Source organism: Prevotella sp. oral taxon 313, from assembly GCF_003043935.1.
Taxonomy (GTDB): Bacteria; Bacteroidota; Bacteroidia; order Bacteroidales; family Bacteroidaceae; genus Prevotella; species Prevotella jejuni.
In genome coordinates this window covers 656,146-677,663 of record NZ_PYXE01000001.1, presented here as the reverse complement: position 1 = coordinate 677,663, position 21,518 = coordinate 656,146, and the positions used below count along the sequence as shown (strand labels likewise).

15 protein-coding genes are annotated in these 21,518 nt (G+C 40.2%); 11 read left to right on the top strand and 4 right to left on the bottom strand.

Translation table 11 applies throughout. The annotated features are described in order from the left end of the window. Positions 1-28: 28 nt before the first annotated feature. Positions 29-1,870: a hypothetical protein gene (locus AXF23_RS02695; RefSeq protein WP_107624203.1), complete on the top strand. Its 1,842-nt coding sequence runs from the start codon at positions 29-31 to the stop codon at positions 1,868-1,870. 421 nt (positions 1,871-2,291) lie between these two features. Here AXF23_RS02695 and AXF23_RS02690 read toward each other — a convergent pair whose 3' ends face one another. The 3 genes from AXF23_RS02690 to AXF23_RS15925 all read right to left on the bottom strand — a co-directional run bounded on the left by AXF23_RS02690 (position 2,292) and on the right by AXF23_RS15925 (position 5,065). Then, entirely contained in the window at positions 2,292-2,363 is a 72-nt protein-coding gene (locus AXF23_RS02690; RefSeq protein WP_233251322.1) for a transposase, read from the bottom strand. A 520-nt stretch (positions 2,364-2,883) separates the two neighbouring features. Then, positions 2,884-4,866 carry a hypothetical protein gene (locus AXF23_RS02680; RefSeq protein WP_107624202.1) on the bottom strand — a complete coding sequence of 661 codons (1,983 nt, stop codon included), beginning with the start codon at positions 4,864-4,866 and terminating at the stop codon, positions 2,884-2,886. Positions 4,867-4,894: 28 nt separating this feature from the next. Continuing rightward, entirely contained in the window at positions 4,895-5,065 is a 171-nt protein-coding gene (locus AXF23_RS15925; RefSeq protein ID WP_158267680.1) for a hypothetical protein, read from the bottom strand. A gap of 1,337 nt (positions 5,066-6,402) precedes the next feature. On the opposite strand from AXF23_RS15925, the gene AXF23_RS15920 reads away from it, so the two are divergent. From AXF23_RS15920 to AXF23_RS02650, 10 genes are all read left to right on the top strand, one after another. Next, positions 6,403-6,543 (top strand): hypothetical protein, encoded by a 141-nt coding sequence (locus AXF23_RS15920; RefSeq protein ID WP_158267679.1) that lies wholly within the window; start codon positions 6,403-6,405, stop codon positions 6,541-6,543. 138 nt (positions 6,544-6,681) lie between these two features. Then, a complete protein-coding gene (locus tag AXF23_RS16465; protein WP_255413675.1) occupies positions 6,682-6,807 on the top strand; it encodes a hypothetical protein in 126 nt (41 codons plus the stop codon). 57 nt (positions 6,808-6,864) lie between these two features. Next, complete coding sequence (locus tag AXF23_RS02675; RefSeq protein ID WP_107624201.1) at positions 6,865-8,457, top strand: hypothetical protein; 1,593 nt, start codon at positions 6,865-6,867, stop codon at positions 8,455-8,457. Positions 8,458-10,440: 1,983 nt separating this feature from the next. Beyond that, entirely contained in the window at positions 10,441-10,629 is a 189-nt protein-coding gene (locus tag AXF23_RS15795) for a hypothetical protein (protein ID WP_146156725.1), read from the top strand. 88 nt (positions 10,630-10,717) lie between these two features. Continuing rightward, on the top strand, positions 10,718-12,730 hold the full coding sequence (locus tag AXF23_RS02670; protein WP_199222155.1) for a hypothetical protein: 2,013 nt from the start codon (positions 10,718-10,720) through the stop codon (positions 12,728-12,730). Positions 12,731-14,019: 1,289 nt separating this feature from the next. Beyond that, a complete protein-coding gene (locus AXF23_RS02665; protein WP_107624200.1) occupies positions 14,020-14,211 on the top strand; it encodes an aminotransferase in 192 nt (63 codons plus the stop codon). 118 nt (positions 14,212-14,329) lie between these two features. Beyond that, positions 14,330-16,249, top strand: a complete 1,920-nt coding sequence (locus tag AXF23_RS02660; protein ID WP_107624199.1) for a hypothetical protein — start codon at positions 14,330-14,332, stop codon at positions 16,247-16,249. A 388-nt stretch (positions 16,250-16,637) separates the two neighbouring features. After that, complete coding sequence (locus AXF23_RS02655) at positions 16,638-16,823, top strand: hypothetical protein (protein WP_107624198.1); 186 nt, start codon at positions 16,638-16,640, stop codon at positions 16,821-16,823. A 659-nt stretch (positions 16,824-17,482) separates the two neighbouring features. After that, positions 17,483-17,674 carry a hypothetical protein gene (locus tag AXF23_RS15790; RefSeq protein WP_146156724.1) on the top strand — a complete coding sequence of 64 codons (192 nt, stop codon included), beginning with the start codon at positions 17,483-17,485 and terminating at the stop codon, positions 17,672-17,674. Between the two features lie 26 nt (positions 17,675-17,700). Further along, complete coding sequence (locus tag AXF23_RS02650; protein ID WP_107624197.1) at positions 17,701-19,398, top strand: hypothetical protein; 1,698 nt, start codon at positions 17,701-17,703, stop codon at positions 19,396-19,398. Between the two features lie 1,771 nt (positions 19,399-21,169). Here AXF23_RS02650 and AXF23_RS02640 read toward each other — a convergent pair. Continuing rightward, positions 21,170-21,400, bottom strand: a complete 231-nt coding sequence (locus tag AXF23_RS02640) for a hypothetical protein (RefSeq protein ID WP_107625774.1) — start codon at positions 21,398-21,400, stop codon at positions 21,170-21,172. Between the last annotated feature and the right edge of the window lie 118 nt (positions 21,401-21,518).

Genomic DNA, 21,518 nt, shown 5'->3' with positions numbered 1-21,518 from the left:
CTAAAGATTTTATTTATAACGATTAGAAATGAAGATAATGAAAAAGAATGTCTTATTTCCTGTAGCATGCTTCTTGATGGCTGCTCCACTGCTAACAAGCTGTCATGACGATGCAGACAACTCTACAGCCGAGAATACAACTATCCATACTTATAGCCTCGTTGCTGATGGTACAAACGCACTGCAGCAGGAACCTGCTACACGTGTTCTGAGTGAAGATGCTGACCATAAGATTAAGTCTGAATGGGGTAGAGAAGATGATATCTTGGCTTATGTAGTAGGCGATGATGGTCTTCAAGCCGACAACTATAGCTATATTACAAATAAGAAATTAGGCGGTAAAAGCCGCTTTGACGGAGATATCGCTTCTAAGAAGGCACTCACTACTAATAGCCAGATTGCTTTCCTCTATCCTGGTAAGGCTGCACAAGGCAATAACAGAACCATTACACCTGTTGTTAAAAGCGATGATAGAAGTAGTCTTTACCATGAGGCAAGCGACAAAACACAAGATCGTGTTGAGTTAAAGCTTACTGAGCAAGATGGTACTGCAGAGACAATCGGTGAGCGTTTCGACTTCCAATGGACTAAGCAGAAGCCAAAGAAGGTTGAAGGAAAGAAAGTCGACGTAAGCCTTGGCGAGCTTAAGCGTATCGTTACTATCTGGGGATTACGCTTCACAGACGAGAACAATCGTCCTCTTGAAAACATCGATTCAATCTATATCTCAAACGTAAAAGGTTCAGACATCTTCGACCTCAATAGTGGAGAATATATTGATAAGAACGAAGAAGACGAGGTTATGAACATTATCCTCAAGCCAAAAACAGGTACGAAGTTTAGTTCTAAAGATGGCAAGTATACTTATGTAGCCTTCATCCCTGGTACATACACAGATGTTGTTGTAACAGCCTATGTAGGTGGAAAAGTTCTACAAAGGTCATATAACTCACTCAACTTCGATACTGGTAAAATCTATCGTTCAGATATATTGAAGATGGAAGATACTAAGCAGAAGGCGTTTGTTGATGTACAAGATGTACAATGGGCTACTGGTAACTTCATCCACTATGAGGAGAATGGACAAGAGTATTGGGGTATTGCTCCTGCACAGTGGTGGATTTCAAAACGTGCTATATACATAAATAGTTCACGTAAGGAGGTAGCTACTGGTGATAAACTCGTTTCATCACAGTTTGCAAGTGGTCCAGTTCAGACAAAAGAAGACGTTGATCTCTTCCGTTATGGCTCTATTGCTAAAGCTCTTAAGTTTATAGGAATCGGTGATGGTGGAGACTCTTGGAGTCAGACTGGTGACATCTCCCAGCAGATTAGCTCTGACGGGAAATATGGTGATATTGTTTGGTATTATACTCGAAATAAGCATAGACAATACCGTATGCCAAATAAGACAGAGTTAGAAAAGCTTTTCAACGAAGCAAATGTTATCCCTGCATATTGTTATACAGATAAGGGTACAGTAGTCTATGGCGGATTCTTTACTACCCACAGGAGTACAGATGCTGCAAGACAGAAGAAACTTTTCCCAACAAAAGCAAAGAAATTTGACAAGTACACTAATGTAACAGCATTAGTCCGTGCTAATAAGGGATTGTTCCTACCTGTTACTGGTAGACGTCTTGCAAGACAAGATGAAATAGGCTTTAGAGACATGTTGTACACCGGAGGAGCTTATGGACAGTATATGAGTTCTGAAAGTTTAGTAATGTGTTATGATTTCTTCTTTGGTCCTTCAGAGTGGAACTTTGACAGAGCACCAAAGGGTCAGGCATGCCCTATCCGCCCTGTATTGGTTCATGATGATGAACAAGAGGATCCTGTTTATGCGCCATTTGCCAACATCAAATAAGGCAAAAGTATCACGCATAAAGGCTTTGTCTAAAGCCTAACAAGAAAGTTTAGTTTATGCTTTTATACGCATAAAAGCAAGGCTCTATAAGCCCCACCACATACGGACGCAAGTCCTACTGTGGTGGGGTTTCTCGTTTTAATGACTTGCGCACGGAAGACAGAATAAGTGTAGACAGGGTAACAGAGTAAGACAGAGGAGACAGAATAAAAGAAGACAGGGTAACAGAGTAAGACAGAAGGGAGACAGAATAAAAGAAGACAGGGTAACAGAGTAAGACAGAAGGGAGACAGAATAAAAGAAGACAGGGTAACAGAGGAAGACAGGGAAGACAGGGTAAAAGGAGACAGGGTAACAAAGTAATGTTCTTCCGAAATATGGAGTGATAAACTAAAACGATTATATAATAAAGCACACAGAGCTACGGAGAAGGAGCTACATTCTTTAGCTCATCATTGATAGTCTCTATTACAGATCTTTTCCTTAAAAGAATTCTATCATAAAATGTAGCTCATTTAGTGCATTCAAGGCATAGAAGCATATTAAATTTCGCAATGAATGTTCTCTCTGCTATTGTAGCCTACAGCTTCTTTGAGAAGAAGCCAGCAGTGAATATAGACTTTGCTATAGAGCAACATTCAGGGAAGCTTACATTATTCTAAAGTAATCTGTTTTATTATTATCTTTAGGCCCAATCAAAAGATTGAGCCTAAAGAGACGTTGTACTAAATCAAACGGAAGAGTGGTATGATACTTAACCCGAGTTCAGGTTATTAGAAAGTGATGTCTGAAAATGGTTATCATTCCGTAGCTTACACCATTAACCACAAATAACCTGTTCCTGATGACCCGTTTACGGTAAAACGAAAAACCCCACCACAGCTGGACTTTCATCCATCTATGGTGGGGGTATTCTGTTTTGGAAATAAAAAGTGCAGAAAGCGTATTCTTCATACATCCTTCTGCACTTTTTTATGGGTATTCGGGAATAAAATCAAATTATTCCTAAGCCTTTAATACAGTCTTGCATCAGGTCGGATGATATGATTGAAAGGAGTGAAGTTTGCTGCATCAACAGGCTTGCCTTTTACATTGTCATCTACAAGTACCGGGCGGATAGGAGAGGCTGCTTGCCTCTGCGTTGGGCCCATTTTCGCACTGGATTGTGAGCCAAACTTTAGTCCGCGCGTGGTAGATGTCGCAGCAGTTCCCCAAGAGCACTGGTATACAGAATAGAACTCACTGCCTTGACCTACATAGCGATAAACTGTTGTTGCGCTATGATCTTCGCGGTAACCCGTAATAGGCAGGAACAGTCCTTTGTTAGCCAGAACAAGTCCTGTTACATCCTGGTATTTCCACAGCTTCTTTCCTGTTGGGAATTTCGCTGCCGCTCCTGGATAAGGATAGTCGCTGATATAAGCACCATAAACCTTGTTACCCTTGTCGGTATAGCAGAAACCAGGAATAAAGGTTTTGCTTTTTGTCAGACTCTCAAGCTCTTTAAGGCTAGGATAAGCATATCTGTAATTATGCTTTCCATCATTTGTATGATATAGAACAAAATCGCCATACCATGCTTTATTCCTGTCTGTTGTGTAATTGAATCCAGGAGCTATTCTGTTATAGTAATAATTGCCTTTGATGTCTGTGTTTGCGAAGCCTGCGTAACCAAGTTGCCTTGAGAAATTCATCATATACGCAATGTCTCCCCAGCGGAAAAGATCGAAGTCTTCATTTGTCTGCGTATACCTTCCATTGCTTTTGCCAATATACCAGAATTGTGAGCCAAGGTTATTCGGATCGTAATTAATCTGCGTAGAGCCCAAAGAATTATCAACTTTTGGCGCGTCAGCATAGTTACTTATCCACCATTGTGCTGGAGCTATACCCCAGTACTCCTGCGAACCTTTTTTATAGTGAATAAAGTTTCCAGTTGCCCACTTCACGTTATTTACTGTAACGTAAGGTTCAGGCTTGATGGCATCTACAGTAATGCTTGTACGGAAGTCGGTACCTACGTTCATCACCCTCTTTGCAGTTTTTGTATACAGCTTATTTGGCGTATAAACAGTAATGGTAAATTCTGTTTCTTTGTTGTCGGCCAGGAACGCAAGCCAGATATATCCACCCTGTGAAGCGATTGCTTTTTTGTCCGTGATGGATGCGTCGACAGTATATTCCTTCTCGTCATCAGTTCCTACAAAACTACCATTCGACATATCAAGAACATCATAAGAGCGTATACCACTAACCCTTACCTTATAGATATCCGTTATTGGTGCTCCGTTAGCATCCCTGAATTTCATACCCCATAGAGAAACTTTTCGCTCAAGGTCTCCATTCAGTTCAACCTCTTTATTAGCTTCTGGCGTTTTCGTAACCGTAGCTACAGTCCAGTTATAGTCGAATTTCTTGTCTATTGTCTTAAGAAGACCATCCTGCTCCTTCATATTAAGCGAAACGGTTCTCTTGATGTTTACCCTCTTGTCATCCTTTTCCGAAACATGATATTTAAGGTCAATATCATTTTTCTTATCTACTTCATTAAAGATGTTAGGGTCTACCTGCTCAACAGTATAATTATCCTCAAGAGCTGTTCCAGGATAGAACAAAACAAACTTGTCTCCTGCTACTACAGGATTTACACTCTTTATCTTACCTGTAAAGACAGCCGAATGATTCTTATAGCTTTTGATATCAATCATACTATAAGCAGACTCTGCACTTTGGTCTTTGTCAGAGAGGTTATATGCGAACATCTTATCTTTATCTTCCCACCCTGATACCACATTGTTATTGCCATCAAGCTTCAGAGAACGAGTGCTACCTTGTGATGAGTTTCCACTCTTACTGTCACCAACATTCAGACTGAGGTCATAGGTGTAACTTTTTGGCTCAGTTGTGCCGCCATTTATCTCTTCATTGTCGCTACATGCCGTTAATGACAGTAACGATATTGCCACAGCGGTGGCTTTAAGAATGTCTTTTTTCATTCTAATTTTACTTTTTAATTTCGCTTCTTTAGTTGTCAAACTCCCATGAAGGCTTAGCAAGCACTTCATCTTCTCCATTTGTCTCGTGTTTCGGATCTTTTTTACCGATGTTCTTATCACCAGGGCTACCTGCAAGGATAGCGGCTTCTTCTAAGCACCGAATGCTACGGCAATCGGGCTGAACGTAGTTTTTTTTCATTTTATTATTTGTTTAATACTATAATTAAGTCGTTTCATACTCTGCCAAGCCTTAAGGGCAGAACTTTTTCAGCTTCAGAATAAAAAATTCAATTCAACTATTACGTTATAAAATCCTAATTACTGTTGTTTTTACAAAATCAAAAAAAATAGTTAGTTTAGGACTGCAAAGGTAGTAATATAATTATAAATATATAACAAAGTTTAGGTAAAATAATTTCTTTTAAACAGCTAAACAAAGAATTTATTGATGTAAATCAATCCTTTTTCTAAAAACAAGTTAAGGCTTTTTTCATATTTAAATATACTTTAATGTGCAGAGTTTTCATATTCTGCACATCAGTTTTATTTTCAGAAGAAAAAATAGCGTTTGCAACAGATTGATTATCTGAACCTATCAGAGGATTAAAAATGTCTTATAAGAGAATTAGAAATGTCCTATAAGAGAATCTAAAATGTCTTATAAGACAATTTGAAAAGAGTCTGTAATTCCTAAGAATTAATATGTGGAATAGTCTGTTCCAATAGATTTTTAATGTTATGTCACAAGAACTAGTAGTAAAACCAAAAACAGAAATCGCAAAGCAAACACCCAAAAAGGGTTCTTCCGAAATATGGAGTGATAAACTAAAACGATTATATAATAAAGCGCACAGAGCTACGGAGAAGCCGGAGGTAAAGGCTATATCACGGAGGTACCGGTGGCACAAAGAGCGACGGAGGTGTAGCGTACAGATTTCTGATAACTCTTTTCGTATGAATGCTTCGTATATAAATTGCTAATAAAATTGGCAAACAAGCTCCGTCACTCCACGCACCGACGGTGCCTCTGTGCGCCTACCAGTGCTTGCTTTGATATTCCTTCATTCGCTCCGTCCCTCTGTGTGACATTTCTTTAAACTGCTAAACCCCAAAGGCAAACCTCATCGCCCCAAATCCTTGAAGACCCCAAAGAAAGCAAAAAGTAAGAGAAGAAAGAAGAATAAAGGAGATGAAGGCGGGGCATACAGTATTCAAAGAAAGGGGTATTCCTCCTTCTTTCTCAGCTGTCTGCTCCCTTTTCGCCTCTTTTTGAGCACTTTATGCCCCTTTCTCTTGTGTATATAAAAACAAAGTTGTACCTTTGTAAACAGTTTCAAAACTGTATTTATTAGAACTGTATTCGAATGAGCAACAAGCAGTTGCAGTTGTATGTGTTTGGTATCTATTGTTAACAGTATAACAACAGGTTTTTATGTGAGTAATGCAAAGTGACTGATGAGGAACGCCTCGTATGTTACGGCTTGTTATAGCCACAGTTGCGGGCAAAAGATTGTGTGCGTAGAAAGGTACGAGCGTATGCACATAGAGATGACAGCAGAGCATATAAAAGCAACGAGCGTGAGCATTGCGACCCTAAGCAAGCATGTAGATGTGCCGAGGAGGCAACGTGGAGACGACGAGGAACTATTGAAAGTAATCAATATAAAAACAATATAAACAAGAATGAGTTGAACAATATTAGGAACACGATAACGGTGTTCCTTCAAAACAAAAAAAAAACGAAATTATGTTATTTAAAAGGAAGTTTATCAAAAACCTCAGATTGGTGTTTTTGCCGTAGATGTAGAAGCGCTGATGGAGAATGCGAGTGGCAATGCAGGTACACTCGAAGGTAGCGTGCCAGTAGGCGACGCTAAGCGAGCAATAGAGTGGGACGACATGGATGACGAAGAAGACTGGGAAGCGGAGTCATTCCAATAATTAACAACTAAAAAGAAAGAATTATCTACTTTTGAGACTATAATCAAACAAGACAAGATGAGAACATTTAAACATAAAATGATCAATAACGCAATCATGCGAACCCTCTGTTACGGTTGTGCGTTCTTGCTATTTGCAGGTAGCTGTACGAACGATAACACGACGGCAGACGACAAAGAGAATAATATTGGTGTGCCTGCTGGTGCAACGGCTTTCATAGGCAATTCACTACCAGAGGCAACCACACGTACGGCAATCCTCAACCACACAAAGGCTGGCGGAGCGGCTGTCAACTGGAGCAATAACGACAAGATATGGGTGAAGAACGATGCTGGACAGTGGAAGCAGAGTGCGTCCGTAACCTTCCCTACAGCCGCCAACAAGGCAAGAGGACAGTTTGCACTCACTGGCACTTATACCGGTTTGACACATGACGTTCTATATACAAACACGACGGTGACTGGCTCACAGGCACAAGTAGACATAAAGACAGCACAGACACAGACAGCCCCTAACAACTTCGATCATGCGGGCGAGGCAGGTGACTGTGGCATTGCTACAGCCTCAAAGACTCGTGATGGCTATGCTTTCACACTCTCACACAAGGCATCTTATCTCTGTCTTATCCCTCGAACAAGCAATGCCTTCGTAAAGCGTAGTAAACTTATAAAGGTGGAAATCGTAGCCGACAACAATATTGCAGGACAATACAACATGGCAGCAGACGGCACGCTGAGCCTTGCTTCTAACGGTTCGAAGACAATCACCGTTACAACAGGTTCGGGCTTTGCACTCGACAATGAAGCCGACGACATGAGCAAGAATGCAACCTATGCCGTTGTTGCTCCGGGTAAACATTCATTCCGTATTCGCTACTGGCTTAGCAACGCCACGGACAATTATGATGGTACGATTGAAGGTACAGTAACGAAGTATGTTACGCTCGACTGTAAACCGGGAACAATCCACGACATAACCGCCAACCTCGATCCACAGGACTATGCCGGCTTGTATTATCTGTGGGATGCAAAAGAAAACTTCTGGTTTGGACATGAATGGAACAGTGCATCGCCTTGGCAGGTAACAAAAAATAGTACAATGCCTGAAGATTTTTATAATCATAATGATAAGTATACTTATCTTTATGGAATAGAAGAGGGCAATCCTCGACACAAGAACGACTATTCACGCACGGCAGTAAACTCTTGCGCCAAAATGCCTAACGTCAACGAAATGTCATGGTATGCGATGAAGGGCGACCCACATTGGGATGCTGACGAGCTATGGTCGACCATGGGGCACTTGTATAAAGGCGGTATGTGGTTTAAGAAGAAAGCGGTCTTGTTAAAAGAGAATAATTACTCTACAGAGATATCAGCTGACCGCACTACTGACCTGCGTACAACGGATAAGCAAATGACAAACAACCAAATAACGATGGGCGTACCTTCTCCAGCCGACTACTTCTACCTGCCAGCTTTAGGCTACTATGATACTGGTTTACTGGGAGTTTTAGCCGAAGAAGGACTCTATTGGTCATCAAGTGCATTTATAGGAGGTAATGCGTATTATATGGAATTCTCTAACAGTTCTATAGAGATTGCGACTGATTTCCACACATTCGCATTTCCCGTAATGGAGTTCAAATAGAAGGGTCTTTCAGCGGACATACACCATGATTAATTGCGAAAGAGAAAGATTGATAACCTAAGGGTTATCGCTTTTGACAAACTCAAAGGGCTGCGTCGATACTGTTTTTAGTATTTGATGCAGCTCTTTTTCTTTGGCGCATCGGTAATTTGGAATGATAAGGCTTACTACTTAAGTTTAGAACTTTGACGAAATGTCACACGGAGTCACGGAGAGAACGGAGGTAAACGCAATGTCACGGAGGCACCGTCGGTGCATGGAGCGACGGAGTTTGTTTGCCAGTTTTATTAGACATTTTCGCGTCATAGTATTTGCCACTAAAGTTATCAAGAATCTGTACGCTACACCTCCGTAGCTCTTTGTGCCCTCGGCACCTCCGTGAGATTGCGTTTATCTCCGTCCCTCCGTGTGACGTTTCTATTGCCAAACAGCCCCTTGGCTCCATGCACCTCTGTTGCCTATCATAGCTTTGTATTTAATAATTCTCCGTCCCTCCGTGACTCCGTGTGCCTATTATATAAGACTTTTAGTTTATCACTGTATATTTTGAAAGAACCGAAAATATGCAGACAAGGAATTGAAAAAACATTACATGATTTCAAAGAAAATACTGTATTTTTGTATTTGATGCAACTCTTTTTCTTTGGGTCTTCAGGATTTTGGAATGATAAGGTTTGCCACTTAAGGTTAGGATTCTAACGAAATCTCACACGGAGACACGGAGAGAACGGAGGTAAACGCAATGTCACGGAGGCACCGTCGGTGCATAGAGCGACGGAGTTTGTTTGCCAGTTTTATTAGACATTTTCGCGTCATAGTATTTGCCTCTAAAGCTATCAAGAATCTGTACGCTACGCCTCCGTAGCTCTTTGTGCCCTCGGCACCTCCGTGACATTGCGTTTATCTCCGTCCCTCCGTGTAACGTTTCTATTGCCAAACAGCCCCTTGGCTCCATGCACCTCTGTTGCCTATCATAGCTTTGTATTTAATAATTCTCCGTCCCTCCGTGACTCCGTGTGCCTATTATATAAGACTTTTAGTTTATCACTGTATATTTTGAAAGAACCGAAAATATGCAGACAAGGGATTGAAAAAACATTACATAATTTCAAAGAAAACAGCTATAACTAACGGCAAAAATGCATATACGAAACAGGTTTGCAACCAACAGTAAGTCAATTAGTTATAAAGTAGTAAAATAAAAGGGCGTTACTTGGACTCCAAAAGGGCGTTAGTTAGACTTCAAAAGAGCATCTTTTGCACTTCAATTAGGCATCTTTTAGAAGTCAAAAGAGCATGTATTGGTTTTGATGCGCACGAAAATAATTTACAAACTTCAGTTGATAAGGGGACTTCAGGAATTTGGAGTGATACGGTTTGCCACTTAAGGTTAGAACTTTGACGAAATGTCACACGGAGACACGGAGAGTACGGAGGGATATCAAAGCAAAGCACTGGCAGTCACGGAGGCGATGGAGGTAAACGCAATATCGCGGAGGTGCCGATGGCACAAAGAGCGACGGAGGTGTAGCATACAGATTCTTGATAACTATTTTGGGATAAACGCTTTGTATTTAAGCTAATAGAATTGGCAAACAAGCTCCGTCACTCTATGCACCGACGGTGCCTCCGTGACTTCCATTGCTTTGTTTTAGTAATCCTCCGTCCTCTCCGTGACTCCGTGTGCCTTATTATTTAAGAGCCTTAGTTTATCACTCCATACTTCGGAAGAACCTTTTGTTTTATTATTGGACAGATTGTGTAAAACCCATGTCATAGTGCAGACTAAAAGAAGAAAAGCGTTTTAGATATAAAAAAGTGTAATAATCCTTTTGCTATCTCCCCTTTTCTTCGTAACTTTGCAGACCGAACTACTCAAAAGACTAACTTACAGCCGAATGAGAGTGAACGAATTAAGAGAGTTGAGCAACAAGTGGTTGCGCTTACTATAAATGTACGATTAAATTTTAATACGATATTATTATGTTTCAAAAAAACGAAGACGCTCAGATGTGTGGAGTATCAGCAAACCGAAGTAAGAAGTATGTTACACCGTGTGTAAGCATCATTGCTGTTGAGACAGTAACTTTATTAGCGGGTTCAGGACCAGATGCAAGTATTGAGGATATTAACTATGGCGGAAGTTTGACGGACGACATAGACGATCAATAATCCTCATGCAGCACACAAGAATGTACGCTGACAGGTGATTTTAATAACGAGTAAGACTATTATAACAATACTTAGAAAGAGATAAACAATGTCCATAAAAGTTTTTTCAATGGCTATCTTAGCCTCATTGCTATGCCTATCGTGTAGCGAAACAAATGTAGACTACAATTCAAACACAGGTACTACTTCTTCTACGGGAGCTGTAAAGACATACGACGTAGACATAGAAGCAAGCACTGACAATCCCGAAAACCAAGCACAGACAAGGGCTAATATGCCTTTCAAGGTCAGCGAGGAGAATATTAGTGGGAAGACTGTGCTATATCCAAAACTGAATATCACACAGCAGACAATGCCTTCGGTTGTCGTGCTTTATGACAAGACGCATAATAAAAAAGAAGTTGTCGAGGCCAACTGGACCGTCAAAAAAGAAGGTTCCGTCGTGAAGTTCCATCTTAACCAATTGTCTACTACGAGCAATCTGGCGAGTGGCGATTGGTATATCATGGCCTTTATGGGCGGTGGAGAGAAGAAAGGTGACGACTTAGAAGTGAACACCGAGACTACTATCAACGTGATAGAAAAGGGTAAGGAGTTTACAACTTCGTGTCCTTTCGCAACTACTTGGCGCCGCATCGTTAAGCAAGGAAATAAGTTGAAACTCTATAATGAGACCAAGAAGATGGTATTCAAGCCACAGGGAGTATTCCTCGTTCTGTCTTTGGAGAACCGTGTAGGGCTTAACACAAAGGTTAATCGTGAGGTTACGTTAGAGAGTAATGCGTTCTGCTCTTCTGGTTCATATAAGTTCAACGTCGGCAATGATGTTTCTGATGATGCCGACTTGGCATCTTCTTACTGGGAGCCAAACAGCGCAAAGGCTATTACGCGTACTTCGGCTGAGTACAAGAAGTATAACGCAGAACATTATACAACGAATATCAAGCTAAACTATGAGTCGGCTAAGGATGATGGTTCACTTCGTCAAGGACAAAGCGATCTCAACAATTACATCTATTTTAATAGCTATAAGAAGTCAGGGCAAGCCGCTTCAAACACAAAGACCAACCGCGGTTTCCTTATCTGCTTGATGCCTGTAGACTATACGAAGACAAGTAATTACCCTGGTGGTATTGTCAATGAAACCTTGCTTTTCGGTAAGGTAGACGTGACTAATGCGGAAAGAAAAAACTTCACCAATAATGTCTCTACCTACACTACAGACCCAAAGACATGGGCTCCTGATATGCGCAACCGTTATCTCTTAGCCAGCTTCAGCGACGAACTCAAGAAAGGTTCCAGCTATGATGTGACACTAAGAATAGTACGTCCAACCTTGCCTATTGAGCGTTTGTGGGCTTATAGACAGGGAAACGCTATGCAACAAAAGAGAAGAGCTGATGCGGAAGGTATTGCTGAGGGAACGCAAACCGATAATTACTACCCTTCTCTGAATAGTAAACTGTACAGACTACCTAAGTACTCTGAGTTTATTCCTATCTTTAACAACCCAAAGGTACAGTTAAACAAAAATCAGAAATTAGGTCCTGTACAGCCATCGTATATCGGAAAAGAATATGGATATGCAATATCGTCAAACAGTCATGGTGATTACGTAGACATCAATGGACAGCAAAGAAAGTTTTCTAACTGGTTCTGCACTGAGCAAGGAAATAGAGTCATGTATGCCATTATGTACTTTAAAGCGTTTGGTGGTATAGACGCTAATGGTACAAATAATTATAAAGTAGCTGTCAGAATGACGTTCCCAACTCCTGAGGCAACATCTGGTGAGATAAAGGTAGAGACTTATTATTTAGGTCCGAATTATAACTTATCCATGAATGTAGCAGGTTATTACATGTGCCACGAAGAGTTTTGGAAGAGATTAAGCAAGGACGACATCATTGTAAGAACATTCCAATTAGGCACTTATTGGCTTAATACTAAGAATGCAACAAACCCATACGAAAAGCAATCAGAATATAATGACCTCAGTCCTAATGGTGCTACACAGAATGCAAACACATATCCCAATTGGCCTCGTTACAAGCGATACACCCACTACTTCCTCCCTTGGCTGAAAAGTCCTGCATGGTAATAGTAAGGATTAGTGAGGCTTTCTAACCATACAAAGAGCGGCTCAATGAGTCGCTCTTTTGTTTATCACACGCCCTTTTTCTCATCCCCTTCTGTCCCCACATCCGCCCTCCGAAAGTGTTACTAAAAGCCATGCTTGTCTCCCTGTTACCCTGTCTTCCTTTTGTCGTTATGTCATTTTGTCTAAGTTTGTCATTATGTCATTCTGTCTAAAAAATGGTTCTTCCGTTAAATGTGTGGACGCTTTTCGTAGTGCTTTAACGTAAGATCCAAAGTTACTCATTAAACAAAAATATGGCTGAGACAGTCAACTATCTATCCTATTTTCACCCTCTTTCATTGAAAATCTTTTCGTTTTAAGACTTCGAAAATCTGCAGACAAGGGTTTGAAAAATCATTACATAATTTCAAAGAAAACACCTATAACTAACGACAAAAATACACACATGAAGCAGGTTTACAATCAACAGCGTATCAATTAGTTACCAAGTATAAAGTAAAAGGTGCTTAGTTGGACTTCAGAAGGGCGTTAGCAAGGGTCTTAAAGGGCATCTTTTGCAACCCAAAAGGGCGTCTTTTAGAAGCCAAAAGAGCATGTATTCAAAATTATGATGTGAAAAATTATAACAGAATAATAAGTTATTAGCCTAATTAGCCCAATTGGACTAAATAGCCTAATTAGGCTAATAGGAATAAATTGTTTATAGACGACAGATAGACATCACACCTAATTACATTTATCATATAGTTTACCCCCCCCTTATAAAACAATCTTATTGGAGGTAATTATACCAGTGTTGGGTGATGGTTGTTGGGTGTTGAGCCTTTATAAAACAATCTTATTGGATGAAATCATGCCATGTATGTGGATTAATCTCATTCTATTAACAATCTACACATTTAACGGAAGAACCCTTTTTCTCATCCCCTTCTATCCCCCCTATCCGCCCTCCGAAAGTGTTACTAAAAGCCATGCTTGTCTCCCTGTTACCCTGTCTTCCTTTTGTCGTTATGTCATTTTGCCCAAGCGTGTCATTATGTCATTCTGTCTAAAAATACCTTGTCTTACATTTGCGAGACCCCACTTTACGCACGACAATATAGTTATTTTTGTAAAAATACTAAACTTATTTACATCTTTTAAGCCCTATTCATGAAAATAAAGGTTAAACCATTAGTATCTATAAAATATTATATTTAACTTTGTATTCTACTTTGTAAGCAAGTTTAACTACTTCTGCAAGGAAAATGGTAACTAATTATTAAAATTAAAATAATAATAACATAGCGATGAAGAAAACTTATTTAGAACCAGAAACGAAGCTTTATGCAATGCGTGTAGAGGGTTTTTTAGCTGGAGAATCAAACATTACTGCAGGTACATCAGACCCAGAAGAAGGTGGTGACCCAGCACATCAGAACCGCAGTGGTAACAACCCATTTCAAAGCTCGGCGAAGACTGAAAGAGAGTGGGACATCTAAGGAACACAAAAGCATAAACTTAAACGGTAAAGATGATTAAAGGAGGAAATGAAGACGAGTACAAAAAGATGTACTTCAGTATAACAACTTATATATTTAACTTATAATTACCGATTTTATGAGAAAATCAAGTAAGATAGCAATTGCCCTTTTGGGCACTGTCACAATTGCCTTGTCTGCTTGTCAGACTGACGAACTATCAGAAACAGCAGGGACTGACAATACCCCAAAGGTATATCATGTCACTGCATCAGCCGAGCCTGCTCAAGGTTCAGGAACAGCCACTCGTGCCCTCGCTGTTGACCCAGCTAATGGGAAAAGACTCATTTCTGAGTGGGCAGAAAACGACGAGTTAGCCGCATTCGTCAATGGCGATGAAGGCAAACGAAACAACTATTTTGTATTGACATCAACCAGAGGTGGCAAGTCCGCAAGCTTCAAAGGCGACATTGCTGCAGCTGGTCGCTCTATGTCAACAAGTGATAACATTAGCTTCCTTTACCCTGCTGTGGCATTAAAGGGTGCTAACAAAACCATCACACCAGTTGAAAGGAAAGAGGAGAGTGTAGCAGTTGGTACTGTATCAAAGATTATATCATACGTTCCAAGTGCTAAAGCACAAAAATACGTTAGTCTCAACCTTAGTCGCCAAGATGGTACTGCAGCTACACTCGGTAGTCGTTTCGATTATCAGACTAAGAGTGCTCACCCTGAGAGTGTAGAAGGTGACAAGCTAAACGTCAAGATTGGAACATTACAGCGACTCGTTTCTTTCTGGGGTTTACGCTTCACTGATGAGAATAACAACAAACTCTCAAACATCGACTCTGTCTACGTCTCAAATATCAAGGCTTCTGGCGTACTTGACTTGACGAATAACAGCTTTGTTAATGACGATGCATACGAAGAGAGTAGAGCTATCGCTGTTGTCCCAGCAAAAGGTACGAAGTTTACTTCTGCTAATAATCAGTACACTTACGTAGCCTTGTTACCTGGCAACTACACGCAGATACATATCATGGTTTATGCTAATGGAAAGAAGTATGAGCAGGACTATGACAACGTAACGCTCGCCGCTGATAAGGTTTACCATACTGATATCCTTCACATGAAGCCTGTATATCCAAAGCCATGGGTTGAGGTGCAAGGCGTGAAATGGGCTACTGGTAACTTTATACACTATGGTCCTGCCAATGGTGAATACTGGGGTATTGCTCCAGCGCAGTGGTGGATATCACAGCGTGCAGTGACCTTAGATGGGAATAGAAATATTACCAATTATAATGCTGGTAACACTACTTCTCAGTTTGCTAATTTTCCAACTCAGAAGGCAGAGGATGTTGACCTCTTCCGATATGGACTTATTAAAGAGGCATTGGATTTGAAGAATAGTGATCTATTTAAATATAGTGTTGCAGGTAAGAAACTTTATTATCCTTCAAGCCCTGGTTCTTATACTGATTGGGACATAAATGGAACTGGCGCAACACGTGGTGACATTGCTTGGTATTATACAAAGGGCAAGCATCAACGCTATCGTATGCCATCTGGTGACGAAATGAAGAAGCTCTACACAGAAGCACGTGCAATCCCTGCTTATTGCTACACAGATAAGGGTACTAAAGTTTATGGTGCTTACTTCACAACCAGTACCAGTGGCGGCCATCGTCGTTTCCCTGCAAAACGTTTTGTAAGGTCAATAGATAACTACACCAATGTTACGGCGCTTGTGCAAGCTAACAAGGGATTGTTCTTGCCATATACCGGATTGCGTGACCCTGGTGCTGTTGGTATGAAGATGAGAGACCTATCAGGCGATGGTAACGCATACGGTCAATACATGACAACTGACGATAGCAAATGGAATGACCGCTCAGCTGACTTCTTCTTTGGCGCAGCTGAATGGAACTGGGCAGAACACCCTAAGACACAAGCTAAGGCTATCCGCCCAGTTTGGGACTCTGGTGATGGTACCAGTGATAATCCTACATTAGACGAAGATTATCTTAATCTACGCAAATCGATAGGTCTTAAATAAGGAAACATGCCTAAGGCACTGCCAATGGTCATGCTTAATTAATTTGGTTGTGAGCTCGGTTTCTTACCGAGCTCATTTCTTTTTCTTTATTTCTTCTATCATGTTATACTTGCAAACCTTTATGTTAAAAAAACACTCTGTTCTACTATAAAACAAAAGAAGAATGACCTAATAACTGCTTCAGAATATAGCTAATAAGATAATTTTAGGCCTTTTTTTGCTATGCAGTTCCATAACTTTAATAAATATAGTGCTTTTTCAAAAATATTAATTAACTTTGTCTACGAATTTAAGGTTGTCTGACGGCATATCTATGGACTATCTGCAGACCTCCCTTCCCTATCGTTCTTACAGCTTATTTGACAATAAACACTTAAAATATAACGTAATGAGAAAGAAGAATTATACAAGCCCTTTTTGTGAAGTTTACCCTCTGAACGAAGAAGGTGCACTGTTGGGTAATACAAATAATAATAATAACACGACAAATAGTAACGACAAGAACCAACCTCCGACGTTACGTGTTGATAATGAAAGCGGCAAAGAGATTGAGAATGAAGACGATATCTTATAAAGGCTTAAGAGGGGTTCTACCATGTTGGATAACGACACTATTACACATCATCACTTTCAGAAAGGCGTATTAATGCGGCCCTCTCCATGCAGCGTAACAGGCTGTTCCGCATTAGGTTACGACAGACTCGCCTCAATTGTGGCCTAATGACTCACCTTATTAAGCATGTACCTGCTTGGGAAAGGATAATTACGCCCTACTTATCAATTCTCACTATTATTAGCGTAACCCCTCAAGAAACGACTATTATCACTACTCCCACGTACTAAGACCATATTTACAGCATGATTAAAGATCACCGTTTCCAATCTAAAGACAGGTAAATAATTCTGTACAACAAAACCTTCTGCGACATTTTGTTGCCTTAACTATTATCTTAACAATTTACCCAAGAGAGTTCATAACATGGTCTAAAGAGAAGTGTAACAGAATGTTATCTTTTCACTAAAAGTATGTTAACTTTATTATATTTACCAAATTTCTATTCTTCTCTGATACTTTTATCGTACCTTTGTGCCGCATTACTAAATTAAAGATCACGCAAAGTATAATCAAGAATCAGTTTATGTCACTTTGAAATATTAATGTTTTAAACTAAAAACGATACGCTTTAAGAAATCAATTCATCCAAAAATATAAGATTAAATTACTCAATTAAAATGAAAAAAGATTATGTGAAGCCATGCAGTTCATGTATAGCCATGGCTGCTGAGCAGGTTATGTTGGCTGGAAGTGATAAAGGTCTTCGTATTACAAACGAAAACTTTGAGAGGGCGGATCCTATCGTACTTGGCCCTTCTACGGCTGGAGGTGGTGCTAAGAAAAACCCATTCGATTATGATGAAGAGTAAATTAAACCATTAAAAAAGAAAAACTAATGAATTTCAAGAAGATTTACGGTCTTATCCTTGGTGTCATTGTCGCAGGCTTGACATCATGTTCAAGCGATTTGAATAACGAGGAGAAAGCTCCTGTTAGTCCTAATGAGACAGCGAAGCGTGCACTGAGCATCTCTACTGGCGATGCAAAAACTCGTTCAGAAGTTAATATTGATGCTGATAATAAGTGGGTTACTGGTGATAGATTTATGGCTTTTAACCGCACCTTTACGGGTTCTTCTTCTGAGTCTCGTTATGGCGTGTTAACTGCAAGTAGCACTGGTACAAGAACAACACTTGATGGTGTGATTGCATGTAAGAATGGTGACGAGTTAGGCATTTTCTATCCTGGTTCATACGTTACAGGATTTGATCAAGGCAAAATGCCAGTAATTATGACTAAAAGTTATATCAATAGTAATAAGGGTCAAGATGGTTCTAAGGAGAATCTAAAGTACTTTGATTATAGCTATGGAAAAGGAAAGGTTACTGTAAATGGTGCTTCTGCATCAGGTAGCGTTGATATGAAAAAGTTGTATTCTGTCTTAGAGTTAGACTTCACAGTCGGCGGTACTAAGCTTACGAACATCAAGAAGCTCGTCCTTTCTAATGTTCTTACAGAGGCTGTTTATAATATTCAGAGCAATCAGTTAGAGAGTCTTGAAACTGGTAAGATAGAAGTTAATTCACCAGTATCACTTGAGAAGATATATGTAGCTATATTGCCACAGAACCACTTCAGCCCTACATTTGAAGTGTACACAACAGATAATAAGGCCTATCGTTTCGCTGTAAGCACTCCAAACTTTAATCTTGTTGCTGCTAAGGTTTATCCTTTCACAGTGCAAGTTAAGGAAGACAGTCCATACATTCCTATTAATGGTGTTAAGTGGGGTAAGTATAACCTCCAGTATTCTACAGGTACTAAAATAAATGGTTGGGTAGATGGTTATCACCTTGCAGAGAATCCTTGGGACTATTATATGTATACACCTTCGAAAATTACAGAACCACTTTCGGATTTACAAATGTCTCTTCCTACTTATAATCCAAATGATGTTAAGTTTGATCACTTTAGATGGGGTGATATTGAATATGCTTACGACTATACAAAGACTGGACAATTCTGGACTGAAAGAAGAGATATACAAGGGGTTATTAGCTCAGACAAGAAGCATGGTGATTTGGCTGCATACGCTTCTAACAACAAGTGGAAACTTCCAAGTGCTACGGATTTCAATAATCTGATGAAAGCCACTGCAGAGTATGTCGGTTACTTTATCGATGATAATGGCAACAAGGTTTATGGCGTATTGTTTGATCCAAACGTGCCAGATAAGCTTAAGGGTTTAGTCTTAGATAAGAACAATAAAAAACTTAATCCAAGTAATACGGCTTCTATATTTGATGCTGGTAACAACTTGAGACAGTTTGTTAAGTCAGATTTTGACAATGCACTGTTCTTCCCTATGGCTGGTATATATTATACTTATACTGGTGCTATTGATAAGCCAGGTAGTCAGGCTGGATACTGGACCTCAACAAGTAATACTGGTAATGACAATGCTGCAGCATTCATGCCACAGATAATGAGCAATTCTTTGGGTGTTTATCAGGGCTTCTCTGGTACTACTCAGAAAGCTTTGATTAACAAGAATAATATGCACAGCATCCGTCCTATCTATGTAGGACAGTAAGACAAACGGACTCACCCCATCCTTTCTCCAAAGGTAGAAGGGAATAAATGCCGACCTACCTAATTATGGGTAATCACGCATAAGGGGTGTAGGACGAGAAATAGAGATTAAAGAAGAAGTAAAAGACAGTAGTTTTTTGCTTCTTCTTTTTTGTGTGTTGTGAAGAAGAAGACCTTGGGCGAACGAGTAGAGAACATTGGGGTGGAGGCAATGTAGGGAGGGGTTGGAGAGAGCGCAGAGTGAGTTCGTGGACGAAAAACCATGGGTTTAGTGGATGATACAGGATGAGCTTGTAGACGGTGTAGAGTGGGATTGTGGACGATAGAGATTGGGGTTGGTGGTGAGTAATCATGATTTCGTGGACGAAGAGAAATGGGTTTGTGGTGATACAAGCAGGAGGTGTGGACATTACAGAGTGGGGTTGTGGACGAGGCAGGGTTGCTTTGGTGGATTAAGCAGGCTGTGTTTGTAAGCTATTTTCATAGTTCTTAAATATAAGGGAGGCCATTAAAGGTTGCGAAAGACGCCCTTCAATGTTCGAGAACATGCCCTTCTTGATACAAGGAGAGGCCTTTCTTGATGCAAGAAAGGCATATACTCGTTTCGTGTTCATAACTCTCTGAAATCATGCTGGTTACGTTCTTCCTTCTTGCTAATATTTCCATCGTAAATAAAAGTCTATCTCATCACTCTTTGTAAATGTTTTTCATGCAGCTTAAGAATAACCGATGTCACCACAAGCCAGATATGCTCACCGCTACATAGCGTCTCTTTCTCTCACGAAAGACTTTTCTTTCTCTCACAGAACTCACAGATCTAACAGAGCCTTTTTGCGCACTATTTTGAACCCACAGAACGCCTCCGGCATACAGATATCACAGAACGTTATAGCTGATATCGGGTGTTGGTTGATGGTTGTTAGGTGTTGATGATTAGCCATAGGGGTATCTCGGTGATTACGCCCCTCCCTTTGGGGGAGGGGAAGGGGGAGGGGCCTCTGACCCACAGAACGCCTCCGGCATACAGATATCACAGAACGTTATAGCTAAAGGTGGCTGTAAGGTTCTGTGAAATCGGTTGACTTAATGTCTCTGTGGGGCTTTGTGTGTTCTGTTCTTCTGTGCTCATCTGTGAGAAATAGAACGCACTCACTGTATGATACTACACACAAACAACACGCTGGGGAGTTTTTTTTCTCACAGAGCTCACAGAGTTAACAGAGCCTTTTTGCTCACTGTTTCGAGCCCACAGAACGCCTTCGGCATACAGAGTTCACAGAGGCCTTTCAACTAACATTAGCTGTAACGCTCTGTGATATCGGTTGACTTAATGTCTCTGTGGGCCTTTGTGTGTTCTGTTCTTCTGTGTTTTTCTGTGAGAAAAAATATGTCATTCTTTATTTGTCATTATGTCATTATGTCTTCAAAAAAAACATCTGTCTCCTTCCGTCCCTCTGTTATTCTGTCTTCAAAAAACATCTGTCTCACTTTGTCATTATGTCATTCTGTCTTCAAAAAAGCATCTGTCTCTCTCCGTCACTCTGTCATTCTGTCTTCAAAAAAAACATCTGTCTCTCTTTGTCATTATGTCATTCTGTCTTCAAAAAAACATCTGTCTCTCTTTCTCATTATGTCATTATGTAGGCCATCAGAGGATACAGAACTTAGATAAGACAGTACAGAAAAAACAGAAAAGAGGATGTGTCTATTATGACACACCCTCCTTTGTTATGTTATTACCTCGAAGAGGAAATCAGTTCTCAGCGTCCTTTTTATTTCTTTCTTCCATTTGTGATGTATTTTATAGCAATGTTCATATCTCTTGCAATAACCTTTGCATCACGCTGGAGGTCTTCTCTGTCGTTCCCTTGCAAATAACGTTCAAATCGTCTTACAGACGTCAGTCCTAATGATGACAAGAAACCTGTTCGCAGGTTTGGTCTATGTTTAAGGAGTTCTGATGTCGTTACTTGCTTGCGAGTGATATCTAAAACTATGTTCATAACCATTCGTGTTTGTTATAAAACAAATACGTTGCAAATATAAGACTTTTACTGTGAAAACAAAAGCGAAAGCACAATTATTTTTGCGTCGGGCATAAGAAAAGAGGGTGTATCATTA

Coding starts and splice junctions, on each gene's coding strand:
- AXF23_RS02695 (WP_107624203.1), top strand. CDS start 29: ATGAAGATAATGAAAAAGAATGTCTTATTTCCTGTAGCATGCTTCTTG.
- AXF23_RS02680 (WP_107624202.1), bottom strand. CDS start 4,866: ATGAAAAAAGACATTCTTAAAGCCACCGCTGTGGCAATATCGTTACTG.
- AXF23_RS15925 (WP_158267680.1), bottom strand. CDS start 5,065: ATGAAAAAAAACTACGTTCAGCCCGATTGCCGTAGCATTCGGTGCTTA.
- AXF23_RS15920 (WP_158267679.1), top strand. CDS start 6,403: ATGCACATAGAGATGACAGCAGAGCATATAAAAGCAACGAGCGTGAGC.
- AXF23_RS16465 (WP_255413675.1), top strand. CDS start 6,682: ATGGAGAATGCGAGTGGCAATGCAGGTACACTCGAAGGTAGCGTGCCA.
- AXF23_RS02675 (WP_107624201.1), top strand. CDS start 6,865: ATGAGAACATTTAAACATAAAATGATCAATAACGCAATCATGCGAACC.
- AXF23_RS15795 (WP_146156725.1), top strand. CDS start 10,441: ATGTTTCAAAAAAACGAAGACGCTCAGATGTGTGGAGTATCAGCAAAC.
- AXF23_RS02670 (WP_199222155.1), top strand. CDS start 10,718: ATGTCCATAAAAGTTTTTTCAATGGCTATCTTAGCCTCATTGCTATGC.
- AXF23_RS02665 (WP_107624200.1), top strand. CDS start 14,020: ATGAAGAAAACTTATTTAGAACCAGAAACGAAGCTTTATGCAATGCGT.
- AXF23_RS02660 (WP_107624199.1), top strand. CDS start 14,330: ATGAGAAAATCAAGTAAGATAGCAATTGCCCTTTTGGGCACTGTCACA.
- AXF23_RS02655 (WP_107624198.1), top strand. CDS start 16,638: ATGAGAAAGAAGAATTATACAAGCCCTTTTTGTGAAGTTTACCCTCTG.
- AXF23_RS15790 (WP_146156724.1), top strand. CDS start 17,483: ATGAAAAAAGATTATGTGAAGCCATGCAGTTCATGTATAGCCATGGCT.
- AXF23_RS02650 (WP_107624197.1), top strand. CDS start 17,701: ATGAATTTCAAGAAGATTTACGGTCTTATCCTTGGTGTCATTGTCGCA.
- AXF23_RS02640 (WP_107625774.1), bottom strand. CDS start 21,400: ATGAACATAGTTTTAGATATCACTCGCAAGCAAGTAACGACATCAGAA.